Source organism: Vicinamibacterales bacterium, from assembly GCA_036012125.1.
Taxonomy (GTDB): Bacteria; Acidobacteriota; Vicinamibacteria; order Vicinamibacterales; family UBA823; genus UBA11600.
The window spans coordinates 23,649-47,036 of record DASCOS010000009.1 but is presented as its reverse complement, the minus strand read 5'-3'; the positions used below and the strand labels follow the sequence as shown (position 1 = coordinate 47,036).

Sequence of the window (23,388 nt, the reverse complement as noted above, 5' to 3'; positions counted from 1 at the left end):
CATCCCTCTCTCTCAATAGTCCTTACCCAAGCAGAGCGAAAAAATGAGTCACTATCCTGCCCCCGTCCGATCGATGAGAATCTTAGAGTAACCACTCAGCCTGTCGTTGAGCCGCTGAATGACCGTGTTGAGGAGGAGGTCGACTGCGCCGAGAGCCTCGTCGGCCTCGCCGGCGATTTCCTGTACGCGGGTGAGTTGAGGTGTGGTCGGTCGCGCTTCGACGGTGCCGATTGACCGCGTGAGTGACCGGACCTCTTCGCTTACACGCGGCCGCTGGCGGTAGCCCATCCGTGGCGGTGGGCGCCGCAGGTATTCGCTGCTGACCTGCTTGACTTCCTCGATTACGTCGTCGATCGCCCTAACCAAGTCGGATTCGTCGACGGCCCCCGATGAGCTGGTCACTTCCTCGCGGATGTCGGTAAGCTGCGCGACCAGGCTCTCGGTCAGTGAGATGGCGCCGTTTACCTCCGACGCTATGTTGCGTAGCGTCATCAGTGAGTCGAACTGCGACAGGTAGTCCTCTTCGGTCATCGACACGCGCGGGTCCCCGCGCACCGCGACCGTCTGCGAGTGGTCGATGCCGTTGCTCTTCAGTGCCACGGTGTAGGTGCCTGGCACCACGCGAGGCCCGGTCGGTGGACCGAAAAAACCGGTTTGCGGCTCCTCGCTCTGGACCGGCATCGGCCCGTCGTGGGTCAGATTCCAGACCGTTCGGTTTACGCCCGCCTGCGGCTCGTTCTCCTCGTCGCCTTCAGCCAGGAGGTCAACCGTTCGGATTATCTCCCCAGATGCGTCAGAGACGACGAGCTTCAGCTGAGCGTTTTCCCCTGGCGCTTCGTTGAGGAAGTAGTGAATGACCGCACCCGTGGGTGGGTTCGGCGCCGAGTAGGAACGCTGGCCTTGCGATGCGTCTTTCCGCGCGGTTTGCCAACGTGTGGCGAGTCGGATCGGAAACAGATACGAGTCCTGCCGCATCGCGGTTCCAACCTCCTGGAGTGGCGTGATGTCGTCCAGGATAAACGCGCCACGGCCGTGTGTGCCGATGACCAGATCGTTGTCGCGGCGGTGAATCTTGATATCGCGCACCGACACCGCTGGTAGCCCATTTCGAATCGAGCTCCATGAATTACCGCCATCCCACGACGCGTAGATTCCCCGCTCCATGCCGACGTAGAGCAGGTTAGCCTCTGTCGGGTCCTGGCGGACCACCTTCACATAGTCGTCCTGCCGCAGTCCGCCGGCTAGGTTCATCCAGGTCTGGCCGTAGTCGGCCGTCTTGAAGACGTAAGGCTTGAAGTCGTCATACCGATGGTTATCGACCGCCACGAACGCTGTGCCTGCGTCGTGCGGTGACGCGTCGATCTTGGCGATCCAGGCGAATTCGGGCAGGTCGCTGACGTTTCCGTTTACCTTGCTCCACGTCGACCCACCATCGCGCGTCACCTGAATGTTTCCGTCGTCCGTTCCGACCCAGATCACACCCGCCTGCACCGGCGACTCGGCGATCGTGATAATCGTGGTGTGAAATTCGGCCGCCGTGTTATCGACATAGATTTGGCCGCCCGAAGATGCCTGTTTTTGTGGATCGTCGGTCGTCAGGTCTGGGCTAATTTCTTCCCACGAATAACCGTAATCGCGGCTTCTGAAGAGGACGTTGCCGGCAAAGTAAACTGTTGCTGGATCGTGAGGCGAAATCTGAATTGGCGAATCCCAGTTAAAGCGGTACCGGTGGTCGACGATGGCGTCGCCGGCGGAGCCGACGATTTTCGGGTACGGGTGAATACGGCGCACGCCGCCCGTGGTTGTATCGGTCAGCATGATGTTGCCGCCCTGGGAGTTCGAGTAGACGAGGTTTGGTCGGCCTGGCACCGGCACGGCATAGAAACCGTCGCCGCCGCTCAGGGTGAACCAGTCGTCTTTCAGGATGCCGGCCGAGTGAAGCGAATTGCTTGGACCGCACCAGTTGCCGTTATCCTGTAAGCCGCCGCAGACCCAATATGGATCTTGATCGTCAACGTCGATTTGATAGAACTGCGACAGCGTCATATTGTTGATGATGTCGAAATTCTCGCCTGCGTCGTTCGACACTTGGTAGCCGCCGTCGCTTCCGCTCAGGATATGGCTACTGTCTTCCGGATCGATCCAGAAGGATTGGTGGTCGCCGTGGACTCCCTGTCCGATCCGTTGGAACGTCTGTCCGCTGTCGGTCGTCTTGAACAAGCTGCCCGACAGCGAGTACGCCACCTCGGGGTTGTTCGGATCGACGTGGATATCGGAGTAGTAAAATGGTCTAAAGTTGATGTTCGGCTCGTCGTTCACTACCCGCCAACTATCCCCGGCATCGTCTGACCGCCATAACGTCCCTTCGTCTTTCGCTTCCGTTATCATGTAGACGATGTCGGGATTGCTTTGGGCAACGGCGACGCCGATGCGCGCCATCGGACCTTCGGGCATACCTTCGGTCAACTTTTCCCACGTCTGCCCGGCGTCTCTGCTTCGGTACAGCGCCGTTTCTCCTCCGCCGTCGTCGAACCGCCATGGCCGCCGCCGGAATGTCCACATGCCGGCGTAGAGGAGGCTCGGGTTCGACCAGTTCATCGCAATGTCGGAGCAACCTGTGTCTTCATTCTTGTAGAGAACTTTCTCCCACGACTCGCCGGCGTCGGATGTCTTAAAGACGCCGCGTTCGGGGTTTGGGCCCCAGGCGCGGCCCATGGCGCAGACGTAAGCGGTCTCAGGGTCGTTCGGGTGGACTACTATTCTCTTTATTCGTTCTGTCCGTTCGAGGCCGAGGTGGGTCCAGGAGTCGCCTTCATCCACCGAACGGAACACTCCTGTGCCATAGGAAGTGCTGTTACGCGGGTCGCCCTCGCCGGTGCCGAACCAGATCACATTGTGGTCGGAGGCTGCGATGGCGATTGCACCGGCCGAGTAGACGTCTTCTTCGACAAACAACTCGTCGAATGTGACGCCCGCGTTGCGCGTGCGGAAAATGCCGCCGTCGGCGCCACCCACGTAGAAGATCTTCGGGTCACCTGGGATGCCAGCGATGGCGCTCACGCGCCCGCCCATATTGGCTGGGCCGATCGGCCGCCACTCGAGGTTGGCGGTCGCCTTCGCTTCAGCTGACTGCTCTTGAGCGGACGCGCCGGTACCGTTTGTGACACCGGCAAGTGCCAGGACGACGAAGAATGAGTAAATCTGGCAACGAATGAGAGAAAAAGACATCGGCACGCCTCCATAAAATAACCGACTGTGAAAATCACAATTCATAAATTAACGCCGGAACGCTAGTCGTTTCAAACAGCCAAGCGCGCTGCGAGCCAAACTCACCTATGTGCCTCCTCGACGGGAGCGACGTCAATCGCGGAGTTCACTTGAACTGCCATAGAGCACGGGCTCGTCCACTCGGATGAGCTCCGAGGTGGGCGCAGCTTACATGCGGTCTGCCACCGCCGATGTGGGCGGAGGGCTAGAGTCTATCGCTGGTTGGTGGCACGTTCAATGCGGGGGCTGGGCGTCGGGCGTATGTCACCATGATATGGGTGTAGGATCGCCTTCTACCGCTGACTGTATTTAGGAGCGCACCAATGGGATTGAAGGATTATTGGATTTGGCGTAGTTGGGATCAAGCCCCGCCAGAATTTCTAGAGTCTCCCAAACGCCCGAGAAGCGCGACAAAACTCTTGGGAATTGGATTATTGCTGCTGGTTACCCTCATCGCACTTTCGGGTGGGACATCGCCAATCGCGGCAAGCCAGGCGACCACTGAAACGTACGCGTCAGACGCCTTCGACAAGATGCGCTGGCGAATGATCGGCCCGTTTAGGGGCGGCCGCACCAAGGCGGCCGCAGGGATCCCGAGCCAGCCTAACGTCTTTTACATCGGCGTCGTTAACGGCGGTGTCTGGCGAACGACCGATTTCGGGCACACGTGGGATCCAATCTTCGACGACCAGCCCACCGGGTCGATCGGCGCGATTGCGGTGGCGCCGTCGGACCCAAATATTATCTACGTGGGGAGCGGCGAGGGACTGCAGCGACCCGACCTGTCGACAGGCGATGGAATTTATAAGTCCACAGATGCCGGTCGCACGTGGACCCATCTCGGTTTACGAGATGGTCAGCAGATCCCCCAGATCATCGTTGACCCGGTCGACTCCGACCGACTATTCGTCGCTGTCCTCGGTCATCCGTATGGGCCGAACGAGGAACGCGGCATTTTCCGCTCAATGGATGGGGGCCAGAACTTTCAGAAGGTTCTATACACAGACCAGGACACCGGCGGCATCGATCTCATCTTCGACCCGACCGACGCGCAAACGGTCTACGCCGTGCTGTGGGAAGCCCGACAGGCCCCCTGGGAGAACGGGGTGTTCAACGGGCCGGGTAGCGGCATCTTCAAGTCGACCGATGGCGGGGACACTTGGCGTCCGCTCACCGAGGGGCTCCCAACGTTTGAGGATGACGGCCTCGGGCGGATCGGCATTACAGTAGCGCCAAGCGACCGCATGCGGATGTTCGCCACGGTGGAGGCGCGTCAGAATGGCGGTCTCTACCGGTCCGACGATGCGGGCGAGAGCTGGTACGTGATTAATGATGACCCGCGGGTTATCCAACGCAGCTCCGACTTCGCCGAAGTCAAAGTCCATCCGAAGAACCCCGACATTGTGTTCACCGGTAGCATCGTGGTGTGGAAGTCGACCGATGGCGGTCGAACTTTCATGACGCCGCGTGGTGCACCTGGGGGCGACGACTACCAGCGCATCTGGATCAACCCCGACCACCCAGAAATTATGTTAATTGCTACGGACCAGGGTGCGATCGTCACGGTCAACGACGGCGAGACATGGAGTTCCTGGTACAACCAGCCAACGGCCCAGATGTATCACGTGACTGCCGACAACGCGTTTCCGTACCGGGTCTGTAGCGGCCAGCAGGAGAGCGGTTCGGCTTGCGTCAAGAGCCGTAGCGACTTCGGCGCGATCACCTACCGTGATTGGACCCCAGTGGGCGTAACGGAGTACGGCTATGTCGCGCCCGATCCACTCGACCCTGACATTGTATACGGCGGTCGGGTGACTCGATTCGACCGGCGCACCTGGCAGCGGCAAGACATCACTCCCAAGCCGCTCCGTGGTCAGAGTTACCGGGTCGTGCGCACCATGCCGATTCTCTTTTCTCCAGTCGACCCCCACACGTTGTACTTCGCTTCTAACACCCTCTGGAAGACGCGGAACGGCGGGCAGAGTTGGGATCGAATCAGCCCTGATCTGTCGCGCGAGACCTGGAACGTTCCGGAGGTGGTGGGCAAGTACCGGGGAACGCCGTCGGCTGAACCATCGCGACGCGGCGTCATTTACACGATTGCGCCGTCGTACGTTGACATCAACACCATATGGGTCGGCACAGACGACGGGTTGATACACGTCACGCGTGACGGCGGCGCCGCATGGACGGAGGTGACCCCACCGGGTCTCGGCCCTTGGGCCAAGGTTTCGGTAATGGATGCGTCACACACAGATGTCGACACCGCCTACGCCGCCATTAACACGTTGCGGCTCGACGACCTCCGGCCGCACATCTATCGCACCCACGACGGGGGCAGTACCTGGGCGCACATCACGAGCGGCATTCCTGTCGGTGGCCCCGTCAACGTCGTTCGCGAGGACCCCCAGCGACCGGGATTGCTCTTTGCCGGGACCGAGCAGACGGTCTACGTGAGTTTCGACGATGGTGAACGCTGGCAGTCGCTGCGTCTCAACTTGCCGGCAACCTCGATTCGTGACCTCATCATCAAGGATAACGACCTTGTGATTGGAACGCATGGACGTGGATTCTGGATTCTCGACGACATTACCCCACTACGGCAGATCACGCCCGAGATTGTCGCGAGGGGCGTGCATCTGTTTGAGCCCCAGCAGGCCTGGCGATTTCGCTGGAACAAATACACGGATACGCCCCCCCCGCCCGAAGAGCCCGCCGGCGAGAACCCGCCCGACGGTGCCATCCTTCACTACTACCTGGCCGGCGAGGCTCACGACCCGGTCACCCTTGAGATTCTGAACGCCCAGGGCGTCCTTGTGCGTCGTTACTCGAGCGACGATCAACCCGAGCCGCCGCTTGAGGGTCAGAACGTGCCCGAGTATTGGCCACGTCCACTGCAGGTGCTATCCGCTGACGCGGGCCTGCATCGGTTCGTCTGGGATATGCATTATCCGCGACCCGCCGTGCTGCGACTGCGCTATCCAATATCGGCCGTTGCATACAACACCCCGGTATCTCCGGTGGGGCCATCGGTGTTGCCAGGCCGCTACATGGTTAGGCTCACTGTCAACGGCCGCTCGCAGTCCCAACCGCTCATCGTCAAGATGGACCCACGTGTCCAGACGTCCACGGCCGAGCTCGAACGTCAGTTTGCTCTGTCGACCAGACTCCACGGACTGCTTCGGCAGGACTTCGATGCGCTGGAGGAAGTTCGAGCGTTCCGTGCTGACACCAGAAATGCGGAACTCGATGCGGAGGCAGCAGGACTGGAGTCCAGCCTTCGACTCCTAAATGGGAACCTCGGTACGCTTTATGGCATCGTCGAAGGAGCTGACGTTGGCCCGACCTCGCAGGTCGTAGAGGCCGCGGGTGGTGCCGAGCGAGCGTTGAGGGATACGCTCGCCCGTTGGCAGGCGTTCGAGAGACGCTGACGTTCGTCGTGGCGGTTAGCCTTGAGGGCGGATTTTTCGGTGAAGAACGTCTACCGGTATCGCCGTCTTTCTAGATATGGAAGAATGTGCCATTCAGGGATTCAGTTACGTAGCAAGAGAGGGGATGCATCATGTGTCAACAGAGCGTCGCTCGTCTTAGCAAGATCATCGGCTGCCTCGCATTCCTATTCGCGTGCCCATTTATGGCACAGTCGACAAGCGCCCAGTCCGTGGAGGGCTTCATCGAACAGCTCGAGTGGCGGAATATCGGTCCCGCGAACATGAGCGGCCGGATCGATGATTTTGCCGTGGTCGAGTCGGACCCTAACATTGTCTTCCTTGCTACGGCCTCGGCTGGGGTCTGGCGAACCACTAACAACGGTGTGACGTGGGAAGCTGTGTTCGACGATCAGCCAGTCAGCAGCATCGGGGACATTGCGGTCGCGCCCTCCGACCCGTCTATCGTGTGGGTCGGCTCAGGGGAGTCGAACAATCGTCAGAGCTCGTCTTGGGGGAACGGGGTGTACAAGTCGACCGATGGGGGCGACAGCTGGGCACACGTTGGGCTCGAGGACACGCTGCACATCGGGCGCATTGTTATTCATCCCAATGACCCCGAGGTCGCCTACGTCGCGGCCACGGGTCATCTCTGGGGTCCGAATGAGGCCCGTGGACTGTATAAGACCACCGACGGCGGGCAAACCTGGGTGAACACGCTGTTCATCGACGAGGACACGGGCTTCATCGACGTGGTGATGGACCCGGTTAGCCCGGGGACGCTTTATGCGGCGGCCTACCAGCGGCGCCGAACCGCTTTCGGCTTTAACGGCGGAGGACCGGGGAGCGGCATTCACAAGACAACCAACGGCGGGGCGACCTGGGTGCGCCTGACCAATGGCCTGCCGGACGGCATCACCGGGAGGATCGGTCTCGCCATCTACCGCTCTGACCCGCGCATCGTCTACGCTCTTGTGCAGAATGCTGACGGTGGTGTGTTTCGGTCCGAGGACCGTGGGAAGTCGTGGACACGAATGAGCGATACGAATCCACGGCCGATGTACTACAGCCAGATTCGGGTCGATCCTTCGAACGATCAGCGCATCTGGGCAGCCGGTGCACGGATGTTCTACTCACAGGATGGCGGGAAGACGTTCGTCAGTGACTGGGTCCAGACAATACACGGCGACTTTCACGCGCTCTGGATCAATCCAGTCGATTCCGATCACATGATTGCCGGCTCTGACGGTGGCGTGCATTACTCCTACGACCGTGGGCGAACTTGGGACTTCGTAGACACCATGGCGCTCGGCCAGTTCTATGAGGTTGGCTACGACATGGAAACGCCCTACAACGTCTACGGCGGGTTACAGGACAACGGCAGCTGGGGCGGGCCGGTACGGACACTTTACCGGCGCGGCATCACCAACGAAGACTGGGTCCGGGTCGGCGGCGGTGACGGCTTCTACACGCAGGTAGACCCGAATGACCCGACGACGATCTACGTGGAGTCACAGAACGGGAACGTGTCGCGTCTTGACCTGGAGACGACCGAACGGAAACCGATTCGGCCCGAGCCGGAGGACGAGAGCGAACGCTATCGCTTCGACTGGAACAGCCCGATTTTGATCTCGCCGCATAGCCCACAGACGATTTACTACGGTGGCAACCGGCTGTTCAAGTCGACCGATCGCGGCGATACATGGAACAGGACCGACGACCTCACCAAGAATCAGGACCGGGACGAGATGCCTATCATGGGCGTCGAAGTGACAGACGATACGCCGTCACGCCATGACGGGATTTCCACCTTTGGCCAGATTATCTCCATCAGTGAATCGCCCCGGCATGAAGGCGTGCTCTACGTCGGGACGGACGATGGGAATCTGCAGGTGTCGCAGGATGGAGCCGCAACCTGGCAGGAAGTCGCCAGGATGATTCCAGGCTTGCCCGAGGGAACCTACGTCAGCCGGGTGCAGGCGTCCTATCACGCTGATGCCAGGGTCTACGCCACGATGGACGGTCATCGCAGTGATGACTACAGCGTCTACGTGTATGTCAGCGAGGATTATGGGGACAGCTGGCGCTCGATCGCGTCGAACCTGGCCGACGGCCACACGATGAACGTCATTCGTGAGCACCCCCGAAACGAGAACCTGCTGGTGCTTGGCGGTGAGCTCGGTGCCTACATCACAATCAATCGGGGTGAAGAGTGGCATCAGATCAAGGGGCCGGTGCCGACGGTACCCGTGGACGACATTGCGATCCATCCGCGGGAGAACGACCTCATTCTTGGCACACACGGCCGGAGCATCTGGGTGCTTGATGACATGACACCACTCGAGCAGCTAAGCGAGAGAGTACTCGCGTCGGAACTGCATTTGTTTGACATCCGCGATGCGGTTGCCTATCGCATTTTCAACCATAAGGGCAACACCGGTCACAAGATGTTCATCGCCCCAAATCCGCCCGAGGGTGCGCTAATTCATTACTATCTGAATGATGAGTTCAACGGAGAGGATGCCGTCGAGATCACGATCCAGAGTGAGGCAGGCGAGACAATCCGCACACTGACCAGTTCAGGCTTGGCGGGTCTCAACCGTATCAACTGGGACCTGCGACACGAGCCGCCGTTGGCGTCTGGCGGCTCGCCGCCGGGGCCGCGGGCGCTGCCAGGCACCTATACTATTCGGGTCGCGGCGGGTGATAGCCAGGGGACCAAGACGGTGCGTGTTACTGACGACCCGCGGATCAACGTGCCGGCGGCCGATCGCCAGGCGCAGCAGGACGCGCTGCTCGAGCTTGGCGGCTTGGTCGCGCGCCTCGACGAGGCGCATCAGACAGCAGTGAGCTTTCAGGCACAGCTGGGGTCGCTCGCCGAATCACTGGAGGACGTCGAGGTTCCCGAATCGGTCTTGAGCCTGGTCGAATCAGTAAGTGAACAGGTTGACGATTTGGAAGGGAAGCTCGCGCGTGGCGGCTTCGGCAGCGTCAGACCGCGTCCGCTCTATGCTCGTATGACGAGACTCTACGGTAACCTCAACAGCTACACCGAGGGGCCGAGCGCCTTCCAGCTCGAACGGATCCATTTGTATGCCCAGGAGTTGGAGAGGTTGGTAGAGGAACTTGATCAGTTGATTGCAAACGAGATAGCCAATCTAAATATAGCGGTGGAGCAAAATGGAATACGACGTATTACCATCCGCTCCTAACAGGGTGAATGTTTACTAGGGACTAATGTGGGTTGGCTCGAGTACTTTCTTGACAGTCTCTGGTGGGCATCTGGTTTACTGAAGGCTTCGTGTGTTGTCAGTTGAAAAACGGATTCGTTAAAGAACCACAAATAAGATTGCGCCCTCTATCGTCTGTAGGTATAGGGCCGGCGTGTGCCACCGCTAGTCAGGAATGGTCATAGCCCGTCTTTGCTGATGAAAAAGTTAAGAAGCTGCTATACGTAAGGGCGGTTGATGAAAAAAAGAGGACAAAAGGGCACACACTAACCCCCACGTCGAACCCGCCCACGCCCACCGACAGGACTTTAGCCCTTCGTGCTCGACAGCCTTTAGTGAGTATCCGGCTCACTGAGAACCTTGTCCGTTGTCAGTTGAAAAACGAACTAATCGAAGAACCGCAAACCAACTTGTCCCTCCCGGCGTCTTTATATATAGCACCGAGTGATGTGGAATGAAGTTGGCTCTTGCTGTTTATCGAAGAGTCTTCACAGGAGGTTTGATGTTGAGCCTATTGCGAGACCTACCAAATAGACAGAAGTCGAGGGTGGTACGACTGCTGTTTCTGGCTGCTACTAGTTTTGTGATAGCTGCCGTTATCGCTGGGTGCAGCGAAAAGACGACGAGGTCGGCCTTTGCGCCAACCTCGGTTATCGGAGGTGCAGGTGGTGGCCAGGTGCAGCTTCATAGCGCCGACACAACCGTTACCGCGACACCGGGTGTCCCATCGGGCAGACAGGGCGGCCCACGACCGGGGATGAAGCAGCGGAAGGCCGAATGGGATGCGCTGACCGAGACTGAGAAGGCCGCAAGGAAAGCTGAGATGGAGCGGCGAAAAGCTGAATGGGATGCGTTGTCGGAGGCTGAGAAGGCGGCCAAGCGAGCCGAGATGGGTGGTCCGCGACCGGGTCGGGGTAGACATGCAGGCCCGCCGCCAGAATCGGAAGATGATGTAGCTGAACCGGCAGAGGGTGAGGTCACCGGAGCTGAGGAATTATGAGGTAGCTGTCTTGTGTGGGTTCGACGAGCGACTCATCGTCGTGCTGACAGAAGCCTCCTCTATGTCAGCGCTAGGATGTGTTCGCACCACCGAAGGGCCGATCGAATGATCGGCCCTTTTTTTTGATAAGAATTCTGTAGATGCTGCGCACGCGTTGAATCGGTCATTAGCTAGCGGTAGAATCTGACTCTTCTTTCGTACCGCCGGCATCATTGGAACCCTATGGTCGACGTTGAGCCGCGCCCTCCTAGGCTTCCTATATTTATGGCTGAGTGGAGGTGCCTGTCTTCCCATGCTTCTTCCAGCCCTGACAGGGACCAGAGGATGCTAACGCGATGACGTCAGCACGTCTCCTACAGTTCAACGCCTATTTCCTCAGACTCAGGCGGGTAGTTGCGACGCCGCTCTCGCCTGGAATGGGCCTGTTGGCATCGATTGCCGTCGCGCTTCTTGTCATTCCGTCTGCTGGCTACCATTTTTTCGACGGTATCCCGTTGAGCAGTTCGGTCGAGTTCGGTCTCTTGTTTGTGCTCGGACCGTTTCTAGTCTCGCGTGGTGCCCGCCGGCTCTGGGGCCGTGTACTGAGACAAGTAACACCTGTAGCGCCGTTGGTGCTCATGGGTCTCGGACTGATTGCCGTTGTCCTGAAAGTCTTACTGTTCAGTTTCGGTAGTTATGCGGGATTCGCGGCTTGCTATCACGCTCTCGATAAGACCCCTGTCACCGGGTCGTGTGAGAAAGCATTTGCGAATCCTTTCTATCGATTTACTGCTACGCGCGTGGACGCAAACATTGACTTTGCTGCGTGGTGGGACCCGACTGAGCCGCCAACCGCTCAGAATTGGAATCTGTCGTTTCTGAACTCGACGCGGTTCAACTATTACCAGCAGGGTGATGTGCCACGCCTCCGCGTACCCTTCGGCGCGACGTGGCTCGGCACGCTCGATATGGCAGAAGACAGCCTGCAAGTCAGGTATGTCGGTGAGGGAGAGCTGCAACTGGAAGGTCGGTCCATACCCCTTCCGCCCCAGTATGGCGTACCAGTGACCGTATCCGTGCCTGTGTCGTCGCCTGGGTCACATCCGATCGTGCTCTCCTATCGATTCGACGACGGTTCACGGATCGGTGATGGCGCAGAGCACGGACCCTACGCGACATTACGGGTCTGGTCTGGACCTCCTAGCGGGTCGCTATCAAGTGGTCATCTGGTGTCCGCTGTCGGCCCGCCGTTAGTCTGGAGAATTTTGAGCGGTGTTGTTGATCTGGTCGTAATCGCTTTTGCGATCAGTTTCGTGTTCGTCTACGTGAGCCTGCTTGGCCGATGGAGTTTCCTTGGGTTGGTTGTGTGCTTCCTAGCACCGCTCACCTCATGGCTTCCCGTACCCCAGCTGTTCGTACGTGGCTCGAGCGTTTACGTTCTCGGCGCCGCAGCTGCACTTGTGAGCCTGGTGCTTCTTTCCCGACGCCACCGTCGCCGCCTGCTGCTTACCTCCTACTTCGGAGTCACGTTACTAATGGCCAGCGACACGTGGCGCGAGTGGCCCAACCTAGCCACGGTCTACCTGAGGGGAGGCGGGGAAGATTGGTTGATGTACCAATCACAGGCACGGTTCATTTTGGATACATGGTCACTCCAGGGCGGCACCGACGTGTTCTATTTTCAGCCGATGTTCCGCTACCTCGTGTTCGTTGAGCACCTGCTGCTGGGGGATGGTGATGCGGGTTCTGTCATTCTTTCGAGAACTGCTCTGAACTTTGCCATTTTGTGGATGTGTTGGCTGTTCACGCCACACGGGCTTCCGCGTACTTGGCGCGGCGCGGTTGCGGGCGGCGCAGCTGTGCTGTCGATCTTGTTGGTGAATTTCAGTAGCGTTACGTCGTTTTTTCAGTCAGGTGCCTCTGAGTATCCGACCTGGGTCCTTTTTCCCGTCACAGTGTCGATGCTCTATACGTCACCGCTCTCTCGACAGCGGATGCTCGGATGTGCATTGGTCGGGCTCGCCTTCATTGTTCGGACCAACCAAGCGCCAGCGTTAATGTGGATGCTTGGATGCTACTTTCTCTGGGCACGCACGCGAGGGTGGCGTCACCTGTGCTGGGGAATGTCAGCGGCCTTAGTGGTATCCCTACTGCCGCTTGCGCACAACTTATACTACGGTGGCCAGCCTGTCTTAACGACCACAAGTGCGTCAATGCCGCAGAATCTCCTCGTATCGCCCGTCACGATCATCGAGTCGGGCTGGGATGTGGACACATCCACGCTTGTCAGGCGACAGTTAGATGGGATCTTGCAGACTGGTGACATCCGCAGTCAGGAGATGATGCAAGGGGGCGACCTTGTGCCCGTCACGCGGGGACTCCAAGTATTGTGGCTACTTGCGATTGTGACGGTCTTTTTTCGGGACGCCTCCCCACGAAATATTCCTCGCCTTTTGTTACTTGTCCCTCTGCTCTTTCTCGGTGTCCACGTGTTCTATCAGGTTTGGGTGTATTACCCACGCCATATCGTCATTGGGTATCTGGCCATGGGTGTCGTAACATTTGTGTCCATGTGCGACCGCGTGATCCCAGCTCCGGGCACGGTCAAACCAACGCGCTGAAGCCAGTCCGTCTTGCCCGAGAATTGGAAGTGCATGTATCAACATGAGCTGAAAATCCTTTATTGAATCAGTCCCCCGGTCAGCGATAGACTCTGGCCATTCATCAAAATCGTCGTCGGTATCTGAGGAACACCATGACCGGCCGCCGTACTGTTTCGCTAGGGGAGGGTAGGGGACTTCCCCGCAGTAACCGTAATAACAAGTCGGAAATGACCGTCCCTACTGCAGTGTTTGCTGACCGCGCAGTCACGCCTGCCCGGTGGGCGACTGCAACAAAGGAGTGATGTTATGGCTGAGCGTCAGATTGGAACGATTACGCATTACTTTGGTAAGCCTCGAGTCGGTATCGTTGCGCTTACTGGGCGCGTCACGATAGGGGATAGGTTACGATTCCTTGGTCACGGAGCTGACTTTCAGCAGGAGGTCAAGTCGATGCAGGTTGACCATGCTGCTGTCGAAACCGCATCCGCTAGAACCGAGGTAGGAATTCGTGTCGGGCAGCGTGTCCGAGAGGGGACTGAGGTGTATAAGGTGTCAGGTGGGAGCGAGGGCTGGTTCGCGAGACTCAAAGGTGCCTTTACTGGCTAAAGGCTCGGAAAACCCTTACGCCATGAACCTCTGGTTCACTCGTCACGATGACGTGCCAGCCACGCATCACTCACGCGTTCCCCTATAAACGGACGGCTCGCAAGATAGCTGCCCTGTTTTCGCCAGAGAGTAGCGATGTAGGCAAACGCCTCACTGATAAGGTCAGCAAGCCTCAGAACATCCACGCCAAACGTTATCGGCGTTAGGACTTAGTAGCATTAGCCTTGCAGTAGGCGTCACTCAGTCCTGAGTGGGCCAGAGTTCAGCGAGATTCGACCCCTTTTCGACCCTACCCATCCCACGGTAAACGAACTTCTGGAGACGCTTTCCTTCCCAAGTCTCGGTGGTGTAAATGTTTCCCTTGGAATCAGTCTCAATACTGTGCACGCCGTAGAACTGCCCGGGTTGCCGGCCGCCGTCCCCGAAGGAGTACAGCACCTCAAGGGCTTTCCGATCCAGCACATGGATCTTCCGGTTCAAACCGTCGGCCAGATACATAAAGCGCTGCTCCTCATCAGGTGAAAAGGCAATCTCCCACGTAGAGCCAGCACTACGGGTCCGGGGCTCGACAAAAATTTCGTTGACGTAGGTTCCATCCTGTTCGAAGACTTGCACCCGGTTCGACGTTCGGTCGCAGACGTAGACCAGACCGTCATTGGAGGGTTCGGCGCAATGGACGGGCCCACGGAACTGCTGCGCCGGCGGTGCATCAGGATCGAACGCGCCCAGGTCCGCATCGTCCGGCCGGTTTCCATAAGCGCCCCAGTAGCGAAGGAACTCACCGCTATCGGAGTCCACCACCACAACCCGCTTATTGCCGTAACCGTCCCCTATGAAGGCTTCATCCCCGTTCTGGTCGAAAGAGACTTTCGTGACCCTTGAGAAGTGGGTATTGCTGTTGGAATCCACACCCTGTCCAGGCTCGCCCACTTGCATCAAAAAACGGCCGTCCCGAGTAAACTTCAGGACATGGGAGTCGCCTTGGCCGTTCCCTCCGATCCAGATGTTATCTTTCGGGTCCACCTGCAGACCATGGTTAGAGGCGGGCCACGTGTAATCATCGTTGTTACTCGGGCCACCAAAGGAGCCAACGAGGTTGCCCTCAGGGTCGAATTCGAGGACATTAGGAGCCGCCTCACAGCACTCAGCGTCCGGTTGGCCCTCTCCAACATTCCCCTCGTTGCCGGGATTCAGACTCTGCCGTCGGTGCACGATGAAAACGTGATCCCGCGAATCGATTCCGACGCCGATGGCGTTACCCAGGAGCCAGTGGTTCGGTAGTGGCTTGGGCCAAAAGGGGTCAACTTCGAACAAGGGCACCTCGACCATGCTGCCTTGCATAGTCTCTGCCTTCTCACGTACGAGAGCTTCACTAGCGGCCAGAGCTAGGATAAGCGCCAACAGGGTCACCGCGAGGAATGGTTTCGCTTTCATCAGTCTTCTCCATCGGCTTGGGACCGGACCGTAATCCCGACGTGTTGCATCGACATCGTAGCGTGATTATGCTGCACACCTCGTTTTACGTCCAGTCACCCCCGCTGTGTGGGGCATCGGGCCATCCGCCTGAAGCGTGAACCCGATCGTTGAACCCGCCTACCGGCCGGCGGTAGAATGCACGACTCTAGATAAATAGGCGTCGGAGGAATCGCATGACTGGTTGGAATAGACGTCACATCGGCCTTGCCGCGAGCGCTATTGTTGTGCTGAGCATAGCCTCGTGCACGCCGCAGGAACCCCACCAACGCACACACACGGACACTGGTAGCGACCCGGTTGAACTGTTTGATGGGCGCGTGATTCCGGCGATGCCTGAGTTGCTCGGGATACGCGATCAGTATGAGCTACGCCTTGACTGGCTCGAGCAGAAGCGCGCGATGCTCCTTGACATGATGCGGGAGCACGAAATCGAGATGTGGATCGTGGTGAGCGAGGAATTCCACCCTGACCCCGTGACCCAGTATGTCGCGCCGCCACTTCACTACACGCGCCGTCGAGACGTGATGGTGTTTGTAGATGCCGGAGAAGATGGGCTCGCGAGCTACTCGGACTACTGGAGGCCGACTGCGGATTACCGTCGATTTTTTGAGCCCCTGCCAGTCTCGCGAAATGCTCGAAACATCCAGGACACTCGTGCTGGCCTACTGACACTGTGGGAGCGCTACGAGCCTGCAACCATCGGGTTGAATATGGGTGGGGCCCGCGGTCATGACAGCACCATTACTCACGACAGCTACAAATTCTTGGTGGAGACGATGGGTCGTGAGGCCGAATCAAGATTCGTTTCGGCCGCCGGTTTGATTGAGGATGTGTTTGATACTCGACTCGCAAGTGAGCTTGAACCTTACCGGTCTTTGGTGCTGGCCACCGACGTGATTGCGCAGACGGCTCTGTCGAACGAGGTCATTACCCTTGGTGTGACGCGGGCAGTGGACATTAAATGGTTCTTTGAAGAGTCGGTGGCCAAGTTAGGTGTGGGTGGCAAGCCCTGGTTCGAGATCCACGTAGCGGTCCAGCGTTTCGATCCGGAAACCGGCACCATGATTCCGTACTCGCATCCCGCCCCGGACGATCTCATTTTTCAGCGGGGAGACATCATACATTTGGACTGCGGCTTTGATTATCTAGGCTTCGCCAGTGATTGGCAGAAAGTGGCCTACATCTTGCGCGAAGGCGAACAGACTGTGCCGCAGGGCCTCCGGATTGCACTCAGCAACGCAAACCTCGTACATGAAGCGTTCGCGTCGGAATCTCGGCCTGGAATGACTGGTTGGGAGGCTACGTTGGCTATAACGAGAAAGCTCGAAGGAGTGGATTTCCTGCCGAGCCTTTACTCTCACGCCATCGGCTATCACGGTCATGCCCTAGGACCGTCTATCAATGCCCGTGACATGGACCTGTCCTCTCCGACCTATGGCTATAGTGGCTCAACGTCACCCGAAGGAGATTCTTACCTCCGCGACGGTGCCTACCGTTCCATTGAATTCAGTGCGACCACTGCTGTACCGGAATATGACGGTGGTACGGTGACGATACCCATGGAAGACGACGCTTATCTAACTACGAGTGGCTACATTTATTTTCGGCCGTACCAGACTGAGTGGTACGTGATCCGCTGAAGGATAAGGAACTGACCATGAGAAGAAGGCCCCTACTTTTGATTCTAGCCCTGACCTTGGTGGTGGCGACTTCGCTGGAGGCCCAACGGGCTTATGAACCCCCGGATAAAGAAACTCACCGACAACGCCGGGAAAAATTCCTTGAAGCCATGGATGGTGGTATTGCCGTCATCGTAGCTGCTCATAAGGACCAGGAACGGATCTACGAGTTCTTCGTGGACCATTCGGACCTCCACGACTTCATCTATCTGACGGGGTTGGAAGGGACCGATGCTTGGGAGTCAGCTCTGGTGTTAGCTCCTGACGCCGAGACCTACCGAGAGATTCTTTACACCTCCCAGGACCTGGACGGAATTCAGGAGAAGACAGGTATGGCCCATGTGTATCCTTACGCGCTTTTTATGGAGCACCTGTCCGACGGAATCACTGATTATTCCCTCCTTCGGACCCATCAACGTGGTGTCAAGCCAGTTGCGACTGACCTATCGCGGGCCCTAGGCGAAGAGAAGAATATCTACTTCAATTACCAGCGTTTCCTGAACCTAGCAGCGACGCCTCCAGAGCGGCTCGATATTGCGAACCGGCTCCGATACTTCTCGCCGGAGGTGCAGGTGAAAGACGCATCGGACATCTTGAACCGCCTGCGGATGATCCACGACGAAGCTGGGATTGAACTTCTCAGGAAAGCCTCGGACATCACGGTTCAAGCGTTTATGGAGTCGGCCAAGGCAGTCCGAGAGGAGATGACCACACAGCAGATCGCCGCTATCGTGAACTTCACCTTCGAGTACGAACACGCAGTGCCCTCGTTTCGGACCAACGTTACTCCCTCTGGTCCGGGTGTGCCAGTGCGGAGCGGAGGCCGGGACTGGCCAATCGGGATCCGTCCTCGGCTCGGGCCCTGGCCCGTGAGTAATGGCCAGATGATCAGCTACGACATCGGAGCTGAGTATGCTCACTACACTTCGGACTTCGGCCGTACCATTCCGGTGAGCGGTAGGTATACCCCAGAGCAACGACGCGTCGCCGAAATTGTGACGCGCATCCAAAAACAGACCATCGCTGCGGTGAAGCCAGGTGGGACATTCACCGAAAGCCAAGCGCTGAAGGATAGGCTCATGACCGAGGCGGGATTGGGTGATGTGACAGGAACCTACGGTATCTCACATTTCGTTGGGATGGAGATTCACGATGTGGGTTTCTACGACATTCCTTGGGAGCCAGGTATGTGTTTCGTCATCGAGTGGAGAGTAACTCAAGAGGACTTTTCGATTCGATTCGAGGACGTAATCCTTGTGACAGAGGATGGGCACGAGTGGCTCACCGAACACTCCCCAATTGAGCCTGACGAGATAGAGGCCCTCATGGCTCAGAGGGGGATTTGGGAAGAGGGACGTTGATGACCTCCGCCCACGTGCTTGGTAAAGCACTGCTCGACACAAACCGGGAACATTCAAGGCGGAGTCTTAGACTTTCGAAAGCAATTTATACCGTAGAAAATAGGCGACCTTATCGCTTTTGGGTCGCTGGTGCTAGCTGCGGACTCTCGGTGTTGAACCCGCCCCCAGCCAGCGGTAGAATTCATGGTGCTACCCAAGGAGATTCTCCATGCTGCACGTGACAAGGGTCGGGACCTTTTCGCTACTCCTCATTACTGGCGTGTACGTCTGGCTGTCCGGTTCGCAGTTGGCGGTAGCGCCAGCGGCGCCGACACGGATCAACAAGGCAATCGAGCTGCTTGAGCGAGGGCAGCCGATCTATTACACGCAGATTAGTGGTGGCGGGTACGATGAAGGCATGGAATTGGCCAAGACCTGGGCCGACTACATCACCTATAACCTTGAGCACAGTGCATTCAACGTGTCCGAGTTGACCGAGTTCATGCGCGGTCTAGCAGATGGTGGACCGACGAAGAGTGGTCATCGGACGCCAGCCGTCATCTGTGTACTGCCCGTGGCCGGTGTTGATGCGTCAACGGTTCGGGCAAACGCCTGGATGGTTGAGCAGGTACTCTCGGCCGGTGTACACGGCGTCCTTCTCGTTCATGCACGCTCACCAGAGGCGGTGCGTGCCTTCGTCCAGGCCGCACGGTTTCCAATGCACGCTCAGGCGGTGGGTAATGGCCTTGAAGAAGGGTTACGGGGAAGCGGTGCAGCGGGTCACCCGGCGCGGGTCTGGGGTATTTCGCCGGCCGAGTACCTGCGCGTCGCCGATCCTTGGCCACTCAATCCGGAGGGTGAAATTCTGCTTGGGGTCAAGATCGAGGATCGTCATGCGCTTGAGTACGCCGAGGTGACCACCAAGGTACCTGGACTGGGGTTTGCGGAGTGGGGACCCGGTGACATGAGCATGTCGTTCGGTTTATCGCGTAACGCCGATGGCACTTGGCCGAAGGTGCTCGCCGATGCTCGGACTCGGGTGCTTGCCGCAACAAAGGCCGCCGGCATCTCGTTTCTGAATGTTGTGCGGCCCGATGATGTCGAAGCGATGATCGATGAGGGTGTGATGATTGGCGCGGCCAATGAGAAGGCGGCTGAGGTGGGTAGACAGTACACGACTCGCACAATGCCGTGGTGAGGCTTCATACCATTGAGCAGCTTGGAGCCTTCACAGCCCAACGCATCCGACATCGCGTTCGAAGTAAGGCGGCCTGACTGACTGCCTTCTCCGTTACCGAAACCACATTCACGCTACCAGCGTGTCTTCAAAGTGCGCTCACTTAAGTTATTTCCACTCCCACAGTTTCCATCTAAGTAAACTGCAAAAAGAAGACGGTGCGTGACCGCGCACCGTCCCTTGGTCAGGGCTTGTCTTTATTGACAAAAAGTTTCAGAGCTAGTCACAGGGACGCACAACTGACAGAAAAAGTTACTCACGCCCACCGCTCTCGACTCAGCATTGCTTTCAGCACGTGCCTCGCGATCATGGGATTGCTTCGAAGGCGACGTATCGAATACGGGTACCACTCAGGGCCAAATGGCACAGCAACACGTAATCGATGTCCTGCCTCAAGAATGCTCCGGCGCAGTGATGTTCCCACGCCCAAAAGCATCTGAAACTCATATTGAGAGGGGTCTAAGCCTAAGCGATCGATGATCCGGAAGGCTTCCCGAACAAGTGTTTCATCGTGGGTAGCGATGCCGACATAGCAGCCGGTGCTAAGTAGTTCCTCCAACAACGACGTGTAGTTGTCTTGAATGGCCTTACGCTCTTGGTACGCAATTGCGGCTGGCTCGATATACGCACCCTTACACAAACGGACATTGGCCTTGATCTTCGACAACCCTCGAACAATGGATGGACTGCGCCGCAAATTAGCCTGCACCACAGCGCCGACATTATCGAACTCCTCACGCAGCCTCGCATGAATATCTAACGTGTCGTCGACACAACTCGAATCTTCCGTGTCGATTCGCAAGAACATCTTGCGCGCACGGGCGGCTTGCACCAGTACTCGTATGTTCTGATAGCAGAATTCTTTGTCGAGCTTCAAGCCGAGGTGAGTCGGCTTGACATGGATATTGCTATCTAACCGTTGTTGCTGAATCGCAGCGAGTATCTTTTCGTATTCGCCCACAACCTCAGTCGCCGCAGTGCGATCCTCGATAAACTCGCCGAGCATGCCGGCTGCAGCAATGTATCCATCTGCATTTAATTGCTCGATAACCGTCAAAAGATGGTCGATCGTCTCACCGGCAATGTACGGGTTTGCAATAGCACGAACAACTTGCTTTGGAATAAATGGGAGGGTTGAGGAAATGAATCGATCGAAGAGCGACATAAACGTCGAATCCTTAGTTATGCAACATCGGCTGTAGTGACAGTCCACATTGCCTCTCGCCAAACACAATCTATTCTAATTAGAAATCATAAAGCATTTAGAAGTGCAATGATGTGGCTCAGTTGTTGATCCCCCCCCCCTCCCCTCCCCCCAAAAAGACAGCGGCACGCTTTACTCGCGTAGAAACCCTACTGTTCTTATCGCTTTCGTATGATCGTCGTCATACGAATCGCCTAGGCTTATCCGTTAGGGTTCTTGAGGTGGAAAAGTGGTGGTTTCTCATTCAAATAACTCTGACGGAATGGTTAGAAGATCTGGGCAATAATTATGCAAAATCTATTAAAAGAATACTTTGACGGGCATCTGTCGCGCCGAAATTTTTTCCAACGACTTATTGCCACAGGTCTGACGGCTAGCGCCGCGCAGTCGATGATTGAAGCAGCCAACGTGGACAACCAAGAAGCTCCCGACGATCCGACGTTTTACAATCAAACGGGAAGTGGCGGTGATTTGCTGATGGAGCAAGTCCGCGCAGCTGGCACCAAGTTCATCTTTAGCAACCCTGGCTCGATGGAAACAGCCTTTTTCGATGCCCTAACCGACCGGCCAGACCTCCAACTCATCATGGGCCTCCACGAGGGCATCGTCATCGCCATGGCCGATGGATACCACAAGGTCACGCAGAAGCCGGCATTCGTGAACATCCACGCAGCGGTGGGCACGGCCCAAGCCGGCGGGCAGTTGTACAACTCGCACTTCCACGGCTCAGCGTTGGTGGTGACTGCTGGGATGAGCGACACCACGATCTTCAGTGACAACATGGGCTTGGCGCCCCGCCCTGGATTCACTCAAGCGGATATCCCAAAACAATTCACAAAGATTTCCTGGGAAGTGCGTGAGGGCGCGTCCGGAGCAGCCGCGATTCGCCGCGCCTACAAGGTGGCTTCAACGGCGCCGGGCGGCCCGGTCTACGTGGCCTACTCGAGCAACGGCTTAAGGGAACGGGTGTCTGGGCGGATTTGGCCTGGCGAAAAGTTCATGTACGACCCGAAACCTCGCCCAGCAGCCGACAAGGTTGAGGCCTTGAGTCGCTTGTTGATTGAAGCGAAACGACCAATAATTCGATTCGGAGATGAAGTGTGGAAGAGTGGCGCACAGGCTGACGCCGTCGAGTTAGCCGAACTTCTGGGCATGGCAGTCTCCTCGAGTAAACGCGCGTTTCAAAATTTTCCCACCAGTCATTCCCAGTATGTCGCGGGAAGCTTCGGTCGAAATCAGGCATATGAAAATGGTCGCTCGGATTTAATGATTCAGTGTGGTGCACGTGATCCAGGAGGGTCGAGTATTCCTGATGAACCGATCACTGCGGCTGGCGGCCAATACGTTGCGATCGGCATGGACACCAATGATATGGGTCGCACGCAGCCATTGGACCTTGCAATTGTTGCGGACTGTGGTGAAACAATCCGCTCGTTAATTGATTCTGTGAAATCAATGGCGACAGGTGAACGACTTTCTCGGATTCGTCAAGAGCGTCTTGGCGTAATCGAGCCGGCTGTTCTTCGCCGTACAAATGCTGTTAAACAGGCAGCGCGAAGAAATTTTGATAATTCAGCGATCCATCCAGATCGCCTAGATTACGAGATTGCTCAAGCTGCCGATCTGAATGCGATAATTGTTGAAGAGAATTTCACTGGTCGACAAAATTTTCACAACTACGGTTATCGAGACAACGAGAAGCTTCTGTTGACAAAGGCAGGTTCACTCGGTTGGGGTGTGGGAGCTGCGGCTGGAGCACAAATTGCCGCACCAGGAAGACAGGTAATATTGAATATCGGCGATGGAGCCGTTATGTATTCCTCATCTGGTTTCTGGACCATGGGACGTTATGAGATTCCTGTCTTAACCATTGTTTGGAATAACAAGAATTACCAAATGGTTCGAAGTGCCTATTATCGTTACCAAGGACGAATGGTAGACGCTGATCAATTTCACGGAGCCTACTTAGGCGATCCGGATATTGATTTTGCGAAGCTAGCCGAAGCGCAAGGGGTGAGTGGTGAACGAGTAACCTCACCGTCTGACATATCTGCGGCTCTTAAGCGTGGTTTAGCAGCTACGCGTGACGGAAAACCCTATGTATTGGACGTCGCGGTTAGTCGAATGGGTGGAGGAGCCTCATCAACATGGCACCACAAGTATAGTGTTGGTGAAAGTGCTAGGAGTATGACCCAAGGCGAAGGTTAGAAGTCGCGGCTTGAGTCACCATAAATCGTGGCGATAGAGAAAGGGGTCGTCCCTTCTCTATCGGCATCCATCTACGGCTGGAAGATGACCACTCTGTACGAGGCCGGGTCCACCTTGTGACCTGTGGGCGT

Annotated in this window: 13 protein-coding genes; 9 read left to right on the top strand and 4 right to left on the bottom strand. The window is 57.2% G+C overall.

Features of this window, described 5'->3' with window-relative positions; translation table 11 throughout:
* Nucleotides 1-51: 51 nt before the first annotated feature.
* A complete protein-coding gene (locus QGH09_03085; GenBank protein HJO17171.1) occupies nucleotides 52-3,228 on the bottom strand; it encodes a hypothetical protein in 3,177 nt (1,058 codons plus the stop codon).
* A 362-nt stretch (nucleotides 3,229-3,590) separates the two neighbouring features.
* On the opposite strand from QGH09_03085, the gene QGH09_03080 reads away from it, so the two are divergent.
* From QGH09_03080 to QGH09_03060, 5 genes are all read left to right on the top strand, one after another.
* Nucleotides 3,591-6,698, top strand: coding sequence for a hypothetical protein (locus QGH09_03080; protein HJO17170.1), 3,108 nt, complete (start codon nucleotides 3,591-3,593; stop codon nucleotides 6,696-6,698).
* 131 nt (nucleotides 6,699-6,829) lie between these two features.
* A complete protein-coding gene (locus QGH09_03075; GenBank protein HJO17169.1) occupies nucleotides 6,830-9,907 on the top strand; it encodes a hypothetical protein in 3,078 nt (1,025 codons plus the stop codon).
* 520 nt (nucleotides 9,908-10,427) lie between these two features.
* Nucleotides 10,428-10,925, top strand: coding sequence for a hypothetical protein (locus QGH09_03070; GenBank protein ID HJO17168.1), 498 nt, complete (start codon nucleotides 10,428-10,430; stop codon nucleotides 10,923-10,925).
* A 335-nt stretch (nucleotides 10,926-11,260) separates the two neighbouring features.
* Complete coding sequence (locus QGH09_03065) at nucleotides 11,261-13,525, top strand: hypothetical protein (protein HJO17167.1); 2,265 nt, start codon at nucleotides 11,261-11,263, stop codon at nucleotides 13,523-13,525.
* A 288-nt stretch (nucleotides 13,526-13,813) separates the two neighbouring features.
* Nucleotides 13,814-14,113: a hypothetical protein gene (locus QGH09_03060; GenBank protein HJO17166.1), complete on the top strand. Its 300-nt coding sequence runs from the start codon at nucleotides 13,814-13,816 to the stop codon at nucleotides 14,111-14,113.
* A 35-nt stretch (nucleotides 14,114-14,148) separates the two neighbouring features.
* On the opposite strand, the gene QGH09_03055 is transcribed toward QGH09_03060, so the two are convergent.
* Both QGH09_03055 and QGH09_03050 read right to left on the bottom strand, forming a co-directional pair.
* Nucleotides 14,149-14,298, bottom strand: coding sequence for a hypothetical protein (locus tag QGH09_03055; protein ID HJO17165.1), 150 nt, complete (start codon nucleotides 14,296-14,298; stop codon nucleotides 14,149-14,151).
* 55 nt (nucleotides 14,299-14,353) lie between these two features.
* Nucleotides 14,354-15,547: a hypothetical protein gene (locus tag QGH09_03050; GenBank protein HJO17164.1), complete on the bottom strand. Its 1,194-nt coding sequence runs from the start codon at nucleotides 15,545-15,547 to the stop codon at nucleotides 14,354-14,356.
* A gap of 215 nt (nucleotides 15,548-15,762) precedes the next feature.
* Here QGH09_03050 and QGH09_03045 point away from each other — a divergent pair, with 215 nt between their 5' ends.
* The 3 genes from QGH09_03045 (at nucleotide 15,763) to QGH09_03035 (ending at nucleotide 19,806) form a co-directional block, all read left to right on the top strand.
* Entirely contained in the window at nucleotides 15,763-17,229 is a 1,467-nt protein-coding gene (locus tag QGH09_03045; GenBank protein ID HJO17163.1) for a M24 family metallopeptidase, read from the top strand.
* Between the two features lie 17 nt (nucleotides 17,230-17,246).
* A complete protein-coding gene (locus QGH09_03040; protein HJO17162.1) occupies nucleotides 17,247-18,629 on the top strand; it encodes an aminopeptidase P N-terminal domain-containing protein in 1,383 nt (460 codons plus the stop codon).
* 208 nt (nucleotides 18,630-18,837) lie between these two features.
* Entirely contained in the window at nucleotides 18,838-19,806 is a 969-nt protein-coding gene (locus QGH09_03035; protein HJO17161.1) for an aldolase/citrate lyase family protein, read from the top strand.
* 295 nt (nucleotides 19,807-20,101) lie between these two features.
* Here QGH09_03035 and QGH09_03030 read toward each other — a convergent pair whose 3' ends face one another.
* Nucleotides 20,102-21,010 carry a proline dehydrogenase family protein gene (locus tag QGH09_03030; GenBank protein ID HJO17160.1) on the bottom strand — a complete coding sequence of 303 codons (909 nt, stop codon included), beginning with the start codon at nucleotides 21,008-21,010 and terminating at the stop codon, nucleotides 20,102-20,104.
* Between the two features lie 327 nt (nucleotides 21,011-21,337).
* Between QGH09_03030 and QGH09_03025 the strand changes: the two genes are divergently transcribed.
* Complete coding sequence (locus tag QGH09_03025; GenBank protein HJO17159.1) at nucleotides 21,338-23,257, top strand: thiamine pyrophosphate-binding protein; 1,920 nt, start codon at nucleotides 21,338-21,340, stop codon at nucleotides 23,255-23,257.
* Nucleotides 23,258-23,388 lie beyond the last annotated feature (131 nt).